This window comes from Achromobacter sp. (assembly GCF_050285585.1).
Classification (GTDB): domain Bacteria; phylum Pseudomonadota; class Gammaproteobacteria; order Burkholderiales; family Burkholderiaceae_B; genus Achromobacter.
The window spans coordinates 4,677-19,023 of sequence record NZ_JBLZXF010000039.1; the positions used below are offsets into that span (position 1 = coordinate 4,677).

At 63.8% G+C, this 14,347-nt stretch carries 19 protein-coding genes; 2 read left to right on the top strand and 17 right to left on the bottom strand.

What is annotated here, in order from left to right:
* Window positions 1-82: 82 nt before the first annotated feature.
* From ACN6PJ_RS27400 to ACN6PJ_RS27425, 6 genes are all read right to left on the bottom strand, one after another.
* Window positions 83-574 (bottom strand): hypothetical protein, encoded by a 492-nt coding sequence (locus tag ACN6PJ_RS27400; RefSeq protein WP_427998922.1) that lies wholly within the window; start codon window positions 572-574, stop codon window positions 83-85.
* A gap of 434 nt (window positions 575-1,008) precedes the next feature.
* Window positions 1,009-1,467 (bottom strand): hypothetical protein, encoded by a 459-nt coding sequence (locus ACN6PJ_RS27405; RefSeq protein WP_427998923.1) that lies wholly within the window; start codon window positions 1,465-1,467, stop codon window positions 1,009-1,011.
* A gap of 7 nt (window positions 1,468-1,474) precedes the next feature.
* A complete protein-coding gene (locus ACN6PJ_RS27410; RefSeq protein ID WP_427998924.1) occupies window positions 1,475-2,044 on the bottom strand; it encodes a hypothetical protein in 570 nt (189 codons plus the stop codon).
* On the bottom strand, window positions 2,044-2,706 hold the full coding sequence (locus ACN6PJ_RS27415; protein ID WP_427998925.1) for a KilA-N domain-containing protein: 663 nt from the start codon (window positions 2,704-2,706) through the stop codon (window positions 2,044-2,046). Before ACN6PJ_RS27415 ends, ACN6PJ_RS27410 begins: the two co-directional genes overlap by 1 nt.
* On the bottom strand, window positions 2,703-3,032 hold the full coding sequence (locus ACN6PJ_RS27420; protein WP_427998926.1) for a hypothetical protein: 330 nt from the start codon (window positions 3,030-3,032) through the stop codon (window positions 2,703-2,705). The genes ACN6PJ_RS27415 and ACN6PJ_RS27420 overlap by 4 nt, the downstream gene beginning before the upstream one ends.
* 86 nt (window positions 3,033-3,118) lie before the next feature.
* A complete protein-coding gene (locus ACN6PJ_RS27425; RefSeq protein WP_427998927.1) occupies window positions 3,119-3,289 on the bottom strand; it encodes a hypothetical protein in 171 nt (56 codons plus the stop codon).
* A 104-nt stretch (window positions 3,290-3,393) separates the two neighbouring features.
* Here ACN6PJ_RS27425 and ACN6PJ_RS27430 point away from each other — a divergent pair, with 104 nt between their 5' ends.
* Window positions 3,394-4,203 (top strand): Arc family DNA-binding protein, encoded by an 810-nt coding sequence (locus tag ACN6PJ_RS27430; RefSeq protein ID WP_427998928.1) that lies wholly within the window; start codon window positions 3,394-3,396, stop codon window positions 4,201-4,203.
* Window positions 4,200-4,433, top strand: a complete 234-nt coding sequence (locus ACN6PJ_RS27435; protein WP_427998929.1) for a hypothetical protein — start codon at window positions 4,200-4,202, stop codon at window positions 4,431-4,433. Before ACN6PJ_RS27430 ends, ACN6PJ_RS27435 begins: the two co-directional genes overlap by 4 nt.
* 5 nt (window positions 4,434-4,438) lie before the next feature.
* On the opposite strand, the gene ACN6PJ_RS27440 is transcribed toward ACN6PJ_RS27435, so the two are convergent.
* From ACN6PJ_RS27440 to ACN6PJ_RS27490, 11 genes are read right to left on the bottom strand one after another with little or no spacing between them, the layout of a single operon-like run.
* Window positions 4,439-6,964, bottom strand: a complete 2,526-nt coding sequence (locus ACN6PJ_RS27440; protein ID WP_427998930.1) for a glycoside hydrolase family 24 protein — start codon at window positions 6,962-6,964, stop codon at window positions 4,439-4,441.
* Window positions 6,965-6,967: 3 nt separating this feature from the next.
* Complete coding sequence (locus tag ACN6PJ_RS27445; protein WP_427998931.1) at window positions 6,968-8,209, bottom strand: hypothetical protein; 1,242 nt, start codon at window positions 8,207-8,209, stop codon at window positions 6,968-6,970.
* A gap of 11 nt (window positions 8,210-8,220) precedes the next feature.
* Window positions 8,221-8,913, bottom strand: a complete 693-nt coding sequence (locus tag ACN6PJ_RS27450; protein ID WP_427998932.1) for a hypothetical protein — start codon at window positions 8,911-8,913, stop codon at window positions 8,221-8,223.
* 9 nt (window positions 8,914-8,922) lie between these two features.
* The gene (locus ACN6PJ_RS27455) at window positions 8,923-9,798 is read right to left on the bottom strand and encodes a hypothetical protein (RefSeq protein ID WP_427998933.1); all 876 of its coding nucleotides are present in this window, start codon (window positions 9,796-9,798) and stop codon (window positions 8,923-8,925) included.
* A 1-nt stretch (window position 9,799) separates the two neighbouring features.
* Window positions 9,800-10,216, bottom strand: a complete 417-nt coding sequence (locus ACN6PJ_RS27460) for a hypothetical protein (protein ID WP_427998934.1) — start codon at window positions 10,214-10,216, stop codon at window positions 9,800-9,802.
* Window positions 10,213-11,616 carry a hypothetical protein gene (locus ACN6PJ_RS27465; RefSeq protein WP_427998935.1) on the bottom strand — a complete coding sequence of 468 codons (1,404 nt, stop codon included), beginning with the start codon at window positions 11,614-11,616 and terminating at the stop codon, window positions 10,213-10,215. The genes ACN6PJ_RS27460 and ACN6PJ_RS27465 overlap by 4 nt, the downstream gene beginning before the upstream one ends.
* Window positions 11,617-12,321 carry a hypothetical protein gene (locus tag ACN6PJ_RS27470; protein ID WP_427998936.1) on the bottom strand — a complete coding sequence of 235 codons (705 nt, stop codon included), beginning with the start codon at window positions 12,319-12,321 and terminating at the stop codon, window positions 11,617-11,619.
* A complete protein-coding gene (locus tag ACN6PJ_RS27475) occupies window positions 12,318-13,328 on the bottom strand; it encodes a hypothetical protein (RefSeq protein ID WP_427998937.1) in 1,011 nt (336 codons plus the stop codon). The genes ACN6PJ_RS27470 and ACN6PJ_RS27475 overlap by 4 nt, the downstream gene beginning before the upstream one ends.
* Window positions 13,325-13,624 carry a phage holin family protein gene (locus ACN6PJ_RS27480; RefSeq protein ID WP_427998938.1) on the bottom strand — a complete coding sequence of 100 codons (300 nt, stop codon included), beginning with the start codon at window positions 13,622-13,624 and terminating at the stop codon, window positions 13,325-13,327. Before ACN6PJ_RS27480 ends, ACN6PJ_RS27475 begins: the two co-directional genes overlap by 4 nt.
* A 1-nt stretch (window position 13,625) precedes the next feature.
* On the bottom strand, window positions 13,626-13,985 hold the full coding sequence (locus ACN6PJ_RS27485) for a putative holin (RefSeq protein ID WP_427998939.1): 360 nt from the start codon (window positions 13,983-13,985) through the stop codon (window positions 13,626-13,628).
* 8 nt (window positions 13,986-13,993) lie between these two features.
* Window positions 13,994-14,347: a hypothetical protein gene (locus ACN6PJ_RS27490; protein ID WP_427998940.1), complete on the bottom strand. Its 354-nt coding sequence runs from the start codon at window positions 14,345-14,347 to the stop codon at window positions 13,994-13,996.

Genomic DNA, 14,347 nt, shown 5'->3' on the forward strand with positions numbered 1-14,347 from the left:
CCGTACAGCACCACGCCCGCGCCCAGCACCATCACCACCGCCGCGCCGCCGATCCAGGGCAGCGCCATGCGCAGGAACGGGTTCACGGCTGCACCTCGGCGGCGGCCTGGCGGTAGAGGTCCGGCCAGCTATCCGGCTTGGGCTTGCCCGGCCGCCAGGTACGCAGATAGAGCGACCAGCCGGCGTCCGCATCGCCGACGGCCGGCAGCTCCTTCGGATCGGTCCACAGGAGCAACCGCGCAACGCCGGCCGCCAGCACGTCGTCATACTCCAGCGCGGCATAGATCGCGTCCGGGTCACAAGTCACGCTGCGAGCCTTGCACAAGGCCGCCAGGTGGTTCTTGCTCGCCGCATGCAGGAATACGCCCCACACGCCACCGCGGCTGGCGCGCGAGCCCTTCTCGAACTGCCAGAAGCCGCGCGCCGGTCCGCCGATCTGGCGCCGATGCACGAAGCGGCTTTCTTGCAGGCCGATGGCCAGCAGCATCACGCGCGCCGCCGGCGTGTCCATGCGCGCCGGCAGCAGCGCCAACGCCGGGTTGATGGCGGATTCGGTGATCGTCTTGAGGTCCATGAATGGCTCCAATGGGGATGAGCCATTCTGTGGCGCGGGCCTGGCGCTGATGGATTTTCGTCAAGGCATGAAAAAGCCCCTCCGAAGAGGGGCTGTACTACCCATGCCTTGCCAAGCCAGGCCGCGCCTAGCCGAACCGAGCCAGATCAAGCGGTGACTCACCTCGGCAAGCCATAGCCGACCGAAACGGGACTCGCCAAATGATGCTAAACGCATCGCCCAACACCCTCAACGAAGGCGCTGGACGCTGTTTTCAGCCCTTACCTAACCAGACCGCGCCTTGCCCAACCTTGACGCGCCCGACCTGGCCACACCCAACCTCGCAGTTCGCATCGTCTGCGTCCCTCCGAGAAGAACGCAGACGCTGAAAACAGCCCATGTCCAGCCTTACCTCGCCTTGCCTTACCCAAGCTTGCGGAGCCTTGCCTCGGCCGCTACTCCAGAGATTTGTGCATCCCGCGCAGCATCGCCAGTCGCGCGATCGCATCCGTGTTCGCCTGCCGCTCGGAATCGGACAGTTCTCCCAGCCGCACGTGCTTCAGCGCCAGAGCGGCCTTGCGATACGTCCGCGCGGCATCCTTCTCGAAACGATCCTGGGCCACCTCGGTCTGCTCGCTCGGCGGCACGTAGCGATACCCGGCCCCGTGCACGCTGACCAGCAAAATCTGATGACGCTCCAGCAGTTCGGTCTTGAACGCCTCGACGTTGCGCAGCCAGTCGAACTGGCGTTGCTGGAACGCCGCCGCGCTCAATTGGGCATCCGACCCAACCGGGTCCATCCCAAATGCGTTCTCCAGCCATGCGTGCGTCACCACGTCACCCGGCTTGTAGCCGGAATCCAGGAAATCCTTGACCGCTTGGCGCCATTGTGGAAACAGAGTCAATTCTTCCATGGCGACCTCACGCGAATTGGACGGCGAACCGCCCGAACCGCGGACGGTACTCGCAAACACCGATCAGCGCGCCGGCATCCTCGATCGCCTTGCGAGCCTCTTCCGGGTTCAGCACGTCCGGGTTGAAGGCCAATTCCAACTCGGTCGCCCATTCCAGGAAGATCGGGCGATAGCGCATCACCTTGGCCGTGCCAACCCGCACGCCGCGGCAGTCCACAAAGCGCGGATCGTCCCACAGCGCGGACGGCGAGCGCGGGCCGTCAAACAACAGCTTGGCCTTGTCCGTCATCACGATCGCGCCGCGCTTCCAGTGTGTGCCCAGCTTCTGGAGCTTGGCGCCGCCCAGGAAAGTCGCGTCGAAGTTCTGCCCCGGAATGAAAAAGCCCTCTTTTGCGTCGAAATACGCGCCGCTGATGAACTCGGACTTGGCGATTGCAAGATGGTCGTCATCGGTCTTCTTGCGCTTGCCGGTCAAAGCCTTGTGCGCTTTGGTGTCGGCCAGCAAAGGGTTTGCCAAGCGGTCGCTGTGCATCATCAGGGGCGACGTGCCGACGATCTTCAGTTTCAGAATATCCATCACACAGTCTCCAGCTTGAGGGTGCCCGGATGGGCGATCTTCCAGGCTTCCGCGTAGGCGTACAGCTTGCGCTTGCGCTCTTGGTACTCGACGCCCGTTGCTATCAAGACGGTGTTGCGGATCTCCAACTTTGCCAGCAAGTCCAGCTCGGGCTTGGACAGCGCATCACGATCCAGTCCACGGAAGTGCCCAGCCAGCGCCCAGTTCACGAGCTTGGCTTCGTTCATGAAGTGATACGGCACCGACTCCTTCCCAGCATCGGTACGGACCAACTGCAACGCGTCGGCCATCACCTTGTAGGACGCGGCAGCTTCGTGGCGCATCCGGCGCCAGTCAGCCTGATCGCCGCGCAGCACGCGGTCGATCTGTTCGTCGCACCAGATGGCGAAATCGACGTCCAGCCACTGAGCGAAGCGGACACCTAGTTTCGGGTGCATCCAGGTTCCCCCGCCACGATCAGCGCGAGCGCGGCTCGTTTTTACATATGGGATTTTCCCGTATCTACGTTCCAAGGCGCGCAGGTACGTAACAGTCGACGGCAGCCTCAGCCACTCTGCGGCGTTCTTCTGGAATCGCGCCGCAGCGTCGGTAGCGTTGAACCATCCCTCGTCCGTGAAGCTGACGGCGGCCCCCTGGTAGTCGGAAACAATGAGCTTGCTCATGCCACACCCCCTGCCTTCTGGCGCATGAACTCACCGCCAGCAGTACCCGCAATGCGGTAAGCCGCCGAAGTATCAACCTTGAACACGATCTGCACGTAGTCAGCCAGGCGATGGATGCAATCGTTCAGGTCAAACGACGGTACAGCCTCCGGCAGTCGCTTCACAGCGGCCCGCAAAGCGCGGCGTTTGTACGCCGCTCGCGTGAAGCTCAAGCAGCCACGTTTGGGGCCGGGATGCTTCGGATTCTCGACCTTCGGACGGTCGAACCGGGGGTGCGTCAGAACGACACAACCTTGCCCCACAGGGGCCTGTGTGGTATTTTTCATACGTGGTTTCACCTATGGCAATAGTGGCTACCGCAAATTCAACGCCTCGGGACTCTCACCTCCCGGGGCGTTTTCCTTTTCCGCGCTCATTGACGCGTTTCCTGCTTCAGCTGGTCGGCCTGCATGGCCAGGCGAACGATCAAGGACACTTGCGAGTTGATCGTGCGGCACTCGATACGGGCCTTTTCTTCAAGCCAGGCGCGGACATCAGGCGGCGCCCGAAATGCCACTACCTTTTGGGGCAAATCCGGTTTCATGGAATCTCCTGAAAATGACACGACAATCGTGTCGGTGACTAAAGTATCGTGCGACACGATTGTCGTGTCAAGACCTGACGACACGAAAATGGTGTAATTGCAAGATGGAAGACGACCGCTACACCAGAATTACCCTACGCATCCCGAGGGACCTCCACGCCCGCCTGGAGGCAGAGGCCGCTGCAACTTCAAAATCGATGAATGCGGAGATCATTGGCCGCGTAGAAGACTCCTTCCAGCCACGTGACGACGGTGCTGAGCTCAAGCCTGTCCTGCAAGCAACTGTCGCTTTGCTCGACCACAAAGATGCGGTCATCGCGAGCCACCAGCGCCTGATCCAACTGATGGGGTTCTACATCGGCGAACTTGCAGGGAGAGTCCAGGACTCGTCCCCGGAGACGCTAGCGCTAATGCGGTTTATCCAGAACTTCGGCCGCAGCATGGCTGAAGGCAAGATGCGAGATGCTGCCGACCACGTCCGCGACATCGTAGAGATGGGTGAGGAGATGGGCCTCATCGGCAATGACGAACCTGCCGACTCCCCTGAAGCGGGCCGAGAGGAACGCCGAGGCGACGCATTTGTGGATGCAGTCAGCGAAGTCGTTGGAGTTCCTCTGGGGCGAGCTGGCGGCAGGCAGCGCCAGGCCGTAAACCCGCCGGTGCTGGTTCGACCGATTGGCAGCGGAGAAACTGCCTTGACGAAGGCCATGGCCACGATAGCCGAGAACATCAACCGACCACGCACACCGAAAATTCCTGGCGTCAACGCGCCTAAGGAAGGCATCGGTGCAGCCCCGAAGGCGGAAAAACCCAAGCGTGAAAAGTCAGAGGTCACAAAGAAGCGAGTGTTCGTGCGCGACGACGACGCTGGCAAGATTAAACTGAACCACACCACCGAGGAGGGCGACGAATGAGTTTTCTCCAGCGCATCTGGAAGGCGACCGAGACTGATCGCGGCGTGTTCGCGGATTGGGGGCAGGAGATCAAGGACGGGGCTCGAAAAATGGCCGGAGAAACTTGGTTCATCATCGTCGGCCTTTTCATCTTGATTGCCCCGCTCCTGATTCTGGCCGCATTCGGGTACGCATATATTGAAGGGCTGCTCGTCCCCTTGGCAAAGGGCGTGCTCCGAATATTCGGCTGATGCCGTCAGTCGCGATTACCGAAGAGCACTTGCAGGCCTCCACTGAGATACGGCTGGCTAACCTCGGTGGGTTTCGCAAGATTGCTGACGAATCGCGAACTCACCATCGGTCGCGCGAGTAAATTCGCACCGACCGGAGCTCCCAAGACCGCTGCCAGCACGTCATATCGACCAGTGCCCAGCGCCGTGATGCCTGACCCCAGCAGCCCGAATCGAGCCATTGCCGGCGCCGTCCCACTCGGGTTCGCAAGATACCGCGATCCGCTTCGAATATTGCTGGCCACCTTGGCCAAATTCATCAGCTCGTCCGTCAGGCCAGTCTCCCCGATCCGCCCGAACAGCGTGCTGCGCGCCTCGGGCGACAGGCGGTTCCAGTTCGACAAGAAAGTCGCCGAGCTGAACACGTCGCCAGTCTCGTTCTGATTCCCCGCCGTGGCACGGCCCATGCGCTTTACCACCGCGGCGGCCAGATCACGGCGGTTCGTCTTCGGCAGTGCGCTCACCACGCGCTGCAGGATCGTGTCGCCGTCGGCGGTACCCATCATCGCCGCATTGAAGATTTTCTCGGGCGTGTCCTTGCCGGCAACGGCGGCCAGGTCGTCCAACCTGCCCAGTTGATCCTTGCTGAACTTGTTCGCCCACTTCCAGGCGCCGTAGGCATCGGGACCGGCCTTCTGCGCGGCGTCGCCCAGGTCGTCGGAAAGAGCCGCGTAAAGCGCGCGCCACTTGTCGCGCGGCACGTCGCTCACGAAGGTGGGGTTGTCGATCTCCTTGCCCACCAGCGTGCGCAGCTTCTTGATCGACTCGTACGGCAACGTCGACGTCTTGCGGGCCGCCTGCGCGCCGTAGGCCGTGGTGGTGGTGTTCAGGTCGGAGGCCAGCGCGCGCTCGACGCCCTGAATCTTGCCGTTCTTGAACATGGCGCTCAGCGCCGGCGCGCCGTCGATGTCGGAATTCAGCGCGGCCAGCGCTTCCTTGGTGCGCGACACGGTGATGGGCGACGCCGCCGGCAGGTAGTCGTCCAGCCGATCGTACAGCTGGCCCTGCAGGTTCTTCACCCCAGCCTTGAAACCCTCCAGCCCGCTGCTGATGGATTCGCCGGCCTCTACTGCACCGGCGCGCGGTGCCAGGCGGCCGACGATTTTCTGCACAGCGCCGGCGATTTCATCGGTCTGTGAGGCGGCTTTGCGGGCCATCACACCAGCCCCGCCTGGCGCCTGAGACAAACCAGCCTCGACACCTTGCCATAGCCGGCGCTCGGTGGCCTGCCCAACGGTGGGCATGGTGCCAGCAGCCTTGAATGCCTCCACGTTATTCGCAACCGTTTGTCGTCCCGCCTCGCCACCCCGGACAGCTCCCCGGATAGCTCCTGCGGTTGCCGCACTAGCAAGCGCCGGCCCCATGCCGCCGGCGATGCCCGCGATGAGTTGTCCAACAGGCCCTGCGCCGCCTTCCCGAGCCGCGCCAGCAGACGCACCTCCGGTCATGGCGGTGGCGAATTGCGTCTTCGGCGATGATGTGAAGACGTTGGCGATGCGCTGTCCGAGCGACGTGACCAGCGGATTGGTAACGCTCTGCGCGATCTTCATCGCGCCGCCCGCCCCGGCCATAGCGCCAGCAGCATCCTGTGCCACGCGCTCGGTGGCGTTTTCGGGCTCGGGCAGGCCGATGGCGGACAGAGTGGCGTTGACGTCTGCCAGTGGAATGTCGGTGCCGAAAAGCGCGTTGATGCCCTTGATGGCCGAATTCGTGCCCAGCGTAGACAGCCCGGTCAACCCGGTCACACCGGCGCGCGCGGTCAGGCCCACCTGGCGACCGAGACGCGACAGCATGCCGCGCTCTTCTGGCGGCGGCGCGCCCCTTTCGGTCGGGTCCTCCTGCGCCATCCCCACGGTCATGACGCCATCCGGCGCGATCTCAGTGGTGGTCTTGGGCGTCGACACCGCTGCGGGCGGCGCGTCATCCCATACCACGCTGGCGGGGTCGATTTCGTCGTCCCATTTCACAGTCGCGGGGTCTATCTTGGCCGGCGCAGGCGCGGCCTGGGCCGACGGGAAAATGGCGGCGGCGGCCTTGTCCAGCGCGTTGGCCATGAAGCCAGCCGAGCGCTTGGGCTGCGCATAGGGACTGGACGGCAGGCTAGCCCAAGTGGCGCCGGATTTCTTGATGGCCGTGTCGTAATCGCCGGCCAGCACCGCGGGCAGCGCGCCATTGCGCCGCAGCAGTTCCACGGCGGCGATGTCCTGGCTTTCGGGTCCGAAATCCTTCAATCCGAGTTTGCCCGCCACGTCGTTCCAAGTGGGTTCCAAGAATTGATATCGGCCAGCGGCGCTGGTCTTGTTCGGCGTGCCGTCCGTCTGCGTGAAGTCGTGCAACTGGCGCGGGTGGTCGGCAAGCGATTCGAGCTTTCCGCCACCAAACGCCGTGCTGTAGCCGTGCGTGTCCGTGCCCTCGGCGCTGCCGATGGCGTCGAGAAAGCGCCGGACGCGCTGGTCTTTCGTGTAGGCGGTGAGTTCGTCGATCGTCGCCATGCCCTACTCCACGAATTCAATGCTGCCGTCGCTGTACTGCACGACAGGCCTGCCATCGACCTTGCCACGGCGGGTCACCGTGCGCTGCGCTGGCTCGGTGCTGCCCGCGGCCGGCGCATTGAACAGCGGATTTGCGGCGGCGTAGTCACGCACGGCACGGTTGAAGCCGAAGTCCAGTCGACCATGCTCGGCGATGTATTCGTCGGCCAGGCGCGCAACATCGACTTTGCGCTGCTCAAGCGCTCGGAACGCTGCCAACATCTTGCGATTGCCTTCCGGCGTCCGGTCCAGGCCAATCTGCGCATCGCGCAGGAAAACAAGGTCACGGTCCGACACAGCGCCTGGCATGCCCATGCCACTGTCTGGGGAGCGCATGATAAGCGCCATGCGGTTCTGGATCGCCCGCACGAGTTCCCCTCCGGCCACCTTGTCTGCATCGCCGACCCCGATGGACTGAGCGAAGCGGCGCAGGTTGAGTTCAGCTTCACCACCCACGCCGGTACGCACCCCAGAGGCCAGCGCCTGCTCTGCTAGGTCGTACATGCCCATCATTTGCTGCGCAGACTGTGCCTGCGTCGTGAGATCGTCGTACCGTTTGGCGAAGAGCTTGGCGCTTTCGTTGTCCCATGCCCTTTCGCCACCCACGTTCACCGTCGTGCCGGTCTTGGTCCCTGCCAACATGGCATCCTGATAGGGCTTCGTCCCCGGCTGCAGCCCAGCCGCGGCCAAGTTACGCATCAACGGCGTCGTGCCTTCCTTGTCGCCGAACAAGGCACGCAAGCCAGAGTCTATTACAGCACCCTGGCCAGTAGCCTGGTCATACCCGACACCCGTATTTCCGATGTTCGCGAACGGCTCGTAAGTCTTGCCGGCGAGGACGGCAGTGCCTTGGTTGATCTTGCTGCGATCCATACCGGGATTTCCAATATTGCCAAGCACCTGCTGGTTCCAGCCCAGCTTTTGCAGGTCCAGCGCGCCGCCTGGGGCCTTGTTGACGTCAAAGCCACCCTTAAACAAGGTGCCGATCCCTTTCTGGATCGCATCCAGTTCAGCCAGATAGTTGGGATCCTGACGTAGGCCTGCCAGGCGGGCGCCCTCCATCGCATCCTGCCCAGCCTTGGCTGCCTGCGCAGACATCAACCCAGACTGCAGTTGAGCCTGCTCGCGCACGTTCTGGCCCAGGCCCAGTGCCCTGATTGCGTTGGTCATACCCGGGATCATGCCTGCCGCGAAATTGCCGTTCATACCTCACCTCATCATTTCGGGAAGGGACCAGTACCGACAAAAAGGCCCTGGCCATTGGTAGCGGTATTGCCCAAGCCGGTCCAAGCGTTGCCCACCTTCACGCCCTTGCCGATGCCGTCCAGCGCGCCGGACATGCCAAGCGCACCCAGCCCCTGCAAGGCTGCGCCTCCCAGCATCGCGCCGCCGTTCGGCGTGCCAGCTTGGGAAATCCCGATGTCGGCCGCGCCTTGCGACCCGCGCGAGAAACTCTTCAGTCGGTCGATGAGCTGGCCCGTTTCGGCCATGCCCAGCGCCTCGTTCTGGCGCAGGCGGCCCGCGCCGGTGATCTTTCCCAGAATGCTGGCCAGCGCGTTGGCGTTGCGCAGCTGCTCGGCCTGCGACTTGGCGCGGCCAGCCGTGTAATCAGCGGACACGTTGCCCTGCACCGCCGACTGATCTTGCATGGCTGGCGCGGCCTGCTCCACCGGCTGGATCATCTGCTGAGTCGCTTCCTGCTCCAGCTGCTTCTGCTTGTCCTCGCGCACTTCCGGCGCGAAATCCTTGGCGCGATCGAGTGCGGCCTGCTCGGCCTCACGTTGGAAGCCTTGCTGGCGCATCAGGTTCTCCTGGATCAGGCGCTGCTGATTGCGCCTAGCGTCCGATGCCGCTTGTTGCTGCAGGGCCGCGCCAGCGATCGTGGCGATGAGAGCTGCGATTCCAAACATGGCTGCTCCTTACGAGCCTTGGTAGCTGTTGCGCGGGTTTCCGTTCGTGCCCGGCATCCACTGCTGGTATGGTGCCGCGCCGGCGCGCGCGCCCTGCTGCTGCTGGCCATACAGGTAGGCCTGCGCCAGATCGCCGAACAGGTTGCCCACCGTCGCACCGCTACGCGCGGACGCGGCGTTAGCCGAGTTCGCGTCCAACTGGGACAGCGCCATCTGGGCGGCCTGGCCGGTGTCGATACCCGACTGCGCCATGGAAATCAGGTTCTGCCGGCTGCGCTCGTCGGCCGTCTGCAGGTCGGCCGCAGCCTGGTCGCCTATGCCGGCGGCCTTGATCAGGCCTTCATTCGTGCGGCGCGTCAGCTCGGCGTTGCTGTCGATGTCGGCCGAGCCGCCCGACAGGCCGGCGCGGGCCAGGCCGAAGCGGTTGGCGCGCTCCGCGTCCAGGAACTGCCGGTCGACGTCGCGGCGGTTCAGATCGGTCACGGCCTTGCGTTGCTGGTTGTACAGGACGCTGCGGTCCTGACCGTTCGCCGTTCCGACACCGGTAAAGAGCTGGCCGGAGCGCAGCAGGCGGTCGATTTCTGCCTGATCAGGCGCATCCACATAGCGCGTGGTAAAGCCGGCGGATCCGGTGCTTTCGCCGGACCCGGGATAATCTGACCATTCCTGGATCGCCTGCTTGCTCGTCGGCGCCACGAAACGTGAGCCGTCGGCTAAATAATAGGTTCGAGACGGGTCATAGGAAGACGCGGCGCCGATGCCCACCGAGTTGCCTCGACCGGAGAAGATGCCGTTGATCGCGTCAACAGCAGCCTGCACGCGCCGCTGGCGCTGGTCTTCCATCTTCTGGGCCCCGCCGTCACCACCACCGCCGCCACCTGACATGTCACTCTCCTAGATCCGCGCGCACCACGTTGTACGCCTTACCAAAGCCATAGCGCTGGAGCATTCGGCTCATCGCCTCGCCGCACCGCGCCTCCACAATGTCCGCGCCGGCGAGCCGGCAAAAATACTTGAACTTGCCGAACAGATCGGCCGCGATCTCGTCGAGCCGTTCGCCAGCCAGCGCGATGATGTTGACGGCGAGCGCGCCCGGGTAGTAGATGAACTCGAAGGCCATCGCGCCAACCAGCGCCCCGCTGTCGTCCTCAATGCGGCCAATGTGCGCGGCGCCGCGGCGAGCCAAATCGAGCAGTTGAGCGGGGCGGTACTCCGGCACTTCCGGCAGCCGTTCGAAGATCGGCAGCAACTGGGGGAATTCTGCCTCCAGCGCCTCCGCACCTTGGATAAACGTCAACCTCATACGGCCCCCAGCGATTCGAAATAGAGGGTCACGGCGTCCAGCCGGAAGGGCTTGCTGGACAGGTTGCGGAAGATCAGTGAAAACTCGGTGCCGCTGCACTCCACCGGGATGACGCCGGCCGGCCGCGTATTGCCGCGCACACGCACCGGTGGGGTATAGGCGTCGGGGTTGCGCACGTCGAACGCCACCGAGAAGGTGCATTCCCCCTCCATCACGATGTCCGCACCCAGGATGCGCTTCATCTGGCCCGGCGCCTTGAGATCCATATACGGCAGCTGCAGCAGCACCTCGAAAGGCGTGCCCGCGTCGTCGTGAGCATCCGCAGTGAATCGGTAGATGTCATCGCCGTTGCGGAAATACAACTCGCCATTGAGTTCGGCAAACGCGTCGACCCTGAAAGGGATGTAGTAGCGCGACCAGGCCGCGATCTTGGCAGTGCGCGACACCGAGTAGACATAAAGGATGCTGCCGATCACGCAGATGTACTGGCCGGTGCCGTAGTGGAAAAAGGCCTTCGGCACGGCGTTGGACTGGCGGATGTCGGGCACCACCAGGGAGTCGATGGGGCTGCCGACGTCCACGTCGGCCAGGTTGTTGGTGTACTGGAGCGTGGTGATCGAGCGAAAGCCGAAGTCGGCCAGGAAATACAGGTCGCCGGAGACGTTGCGCACGGTTCTGGCGTAGCTGGTGCCGACGTTCTCCACCCGGTCGACGAGCTTCATAGTGGACGGATCGACGTTCTGCACCTCCCAGATCTGCGCGCCGTCTCGGGCGAACACGGCCAGGTTTGCCTGGTACAGGCCCAGCGCATTGGCATTTCGGTCGCCGCTGAATTGCAAGCCGGTCGGCAGGAAGCCGGCGTCGTTGGAGGCCGTCCAGTCCCGCGGCTTGTTGGCCGCGCAATAGCGCACCGTCGAGCCGTCGGCGCCGGCGGCGAAGATCCGCGATGCCGTCTTGATCACCGGTTTGCTGTGCGGGCAGTTCGCGTCGGTAACTGCGGTGGTCGCCGTGCCGTCCAAGTAGTGGTGCTTGACCGAGCCGTCCTGATACTCCACCGAGGCGTAGATGAACGCGTTGAACACGTCAGCGAACCAGACATCCTTCAGCGGCCGCTCGCCGCTGGGGTGTGCCACCTTGTTGGCCTTGAAGCGAGTATCGGCATGCACCACCGTGCCCTGCCCGTAGAAAGTGTTGAGCTTGCCCAGGGCGGCGAACAGGCCGACGGTGCCCGGCTCCAGCGTCGTGACCTTAACCAGGCCCGGCCGCTTCTGCGTGGCCAGGCCCGTGGTCACATAGGCGTTTTTCATCTCCAGCAGGCGGTTGGCGTCCGAAACGCTGGCGCCCTTGCGCCGATCGATGCCGAGGTCGAACTTGTCGAAAGTGATTGAGCGCGCGGCCATCTATCGCCCCAGGATGAAGCCGCCGTCGGCGGTGCGCACAACCTGCGGCGCGCATTCCTCCGGCGTGCCGGCGACATAGCGCCGGTTCTCGTGCTGGTCGGATTTGAACTTCGCCAGCATCTGGTTGAAGGTCTGCCCCGCCACCTGGGCGTCGGGGTGCCGGTAGTGCGCCTTGGCGTTCGACAGCGCGTACAGGAAGACCAGACGGCCCGGCACGCTGGGGCGGTCCGCGTCCTGCTCGAAACGGCCCATGGACTGGGTGTATTCGACGATGACGTCGTACTGGCCTCCCGGGATCGGCCACAGTTCCATTTGCCCGTTCAGGGTGTCATACCGCTCCGGCACATCCCGCATGTCCGTGAGCTCGCGCTGACGCTCGGTGATCCCCTGGATGAGCTGCTCGCGCCAGGAATCCCCCCGCACCACCCAGACTGACAGGACGCGAGACGGGTCGATGTCTTCGTCCTCGTCATCGTTGTGCCAGTCGTAGCGCCAGGACCCAGCCGACGTCTTGATCACGCACTTCTTGCGCATGACCGACACCTCGACATGGGACAAGATGAACTCGTGGGCCTCAAGCAGGAAGTCGTTCAGAACATCCCGGTTGTTGTCGGCGGCCGGCCCCTGCACGGCAAAGCCCAGACGAGCGCGCAGCCGGCGCCGCAGTTCGCCAAGCGTTCGATAGCGATCGGAAATAGTGGTCATGTGGTGCTCAAAGTGAGGACGACCTGGTTGCCGACCTGCGACAACGTGGCCGTGAGGGTCGTCTTGCCGGTCAGCGTGACGGTCTTGGCGGTGGTGTCGACAGACGCCAGCTTGCCGGCGGCGGAGCCGGCCGGATCGAACAGGGTGCCGATGTCGGCGCCGCTGGCCAGCTTGACGCCTGTGTTGGCCGCGCCCGTGCCATTGGTGACCACCGTGGCCAGCTGCAGCGACTGCAAGGTCGGCGTGTTCTGCCCATCGTCCAGGCGCAGGCGAGAGTTGTCGGGGATCAGACGGAACTGATAGCCGGTGAAGACCACCTGCGGCGCGGCGATGCTCATGGCGCCGGAGAACGACTGCGCGGATAGCGCGCCCTGCAGCGACTGGTCTGCTGTGACATCGTTGCGGATGACCTTGGAATAGTCGACCACGCCCGGGTTGCCCTGAATACCTTGGATTCCCTGGATCCCTTGAATGCCCTGGATGCCACGCAGGCCTTGCAATCCCCGGACGCCTTGCACGCCCTGGATGCCTTGGATGCCCTGCTCGCCCTTCCCGAAAACGAAACCAGCGGACCAGTCGCCCGAAGCCGCCGAGAGCTTGAACGACAACAGTCCGGTGTCTATGGCCAGGAACGAGAAGCCCTTGCCCTGGGCGTCGTAGACCCCGCGGTTGGCGGCGATGTCTCGCGCGTCAGCGTTGAAAGAGGCGCCGACAGGGCCTTGCGTGCCCTGCACACCTTGCACCCCTTGGATACCCTGGACGCCTTGATCCCCCTGCGGGCCGGGCCGCGACAGGTTCGCCTGTGCGTCGGGCGTCAACTGCTCGACGCCGACCGTGGCCGCCTTGAGCGTGCCGTCGTCGGCCTGTAGTAGCGCCTGGTTGACGCGCAACGCGTTGATGCTCACCGAGACGTCATCGAATTCCCGATTCAGCGCGCCGTGGTCCGTACGGTCCGGGTTGTTGTCCAGGAAATTTTTGTGCCGGGTGTATTCCGGAGCTTGGCTCATGATTGCAGCCTCACGATGCGGGCAACGTTGCCGCGCGCGCGGTACACCAGCACCGCCAGCACGACGGCCACGCCGGCCTGCCAGAGGGTGACGGGCACCTGGTTGAACAGCACATCCAGGGCCTGGCCGCCGGTACACATGATGAGCAGGTAGGCCAGCACTGCCGCCCAAACGCGATATCGCGCGCCGTGGCGCTGGTAACCGAACAGGCGAGCGGCGGTGGCCAAGTTGGCCAGGACCACGATGGCTGCGACGATCTGATCAGCCACGGTCATGGAATGGAAGACGATGAGCATTTCAGCCCCCTCCCCGGTTCCGGTTGAAAAATGCGTTGACATCGAATGAACGGATCTTCTCGATGCCGATCTGTACCAGCGCAACGATGGACGCCGATGCCAGGAAGGCCGCTGCGCCGGTTTGCTGAATAGGCGTCAGGTTGACCACGTCCGGCGCGGCCAGATAGCCCGCGATGAACGAAACCAGCGCATAGCAGAACTTCGCCAGCACCTTGGTCTCCTTGCTGCTCAGGGTCATCACGACGGCGCCGGCGAACGCACCGATCAGCGCGTTGCCGTCCACCCCGGGCAGCGCAGTCGCCAGGCCAGTCGTTAGGAACACGGTCGAGACCGCCGCGGTGGTGCTTGTCGGTTCACCCATCATGTCTCCTATATTTGGATCGTTTCTGCGATGAGAAACAGGTTCTTCAGGTCGACCGACGTCCAGCCCAGGGCCTGCGCGCCAGCGATGAGCGCCGGACTGTCGGACCGGAACTCAGTGGCCGTTTCAAAGGCGAGCCGGTGCAACGGGTCAGTTGCCGGGTCCGCGGCCCAAGCGCGGACTTGCTCCAGAACGCCGGCCTGAAGCATTGCGGCGAAGGCCCGATATCTCGAAACGACAGAGATCACCGGCGAGGCGCCCTCGGGCACTTGGTCAATCCATTCTTCGGCAATCCCGGGCTGCGGGTATTCCCCCCAAACCTGCACGATCCTGCCGTCGCTGTCTCGTTGGATGTAAGGCAT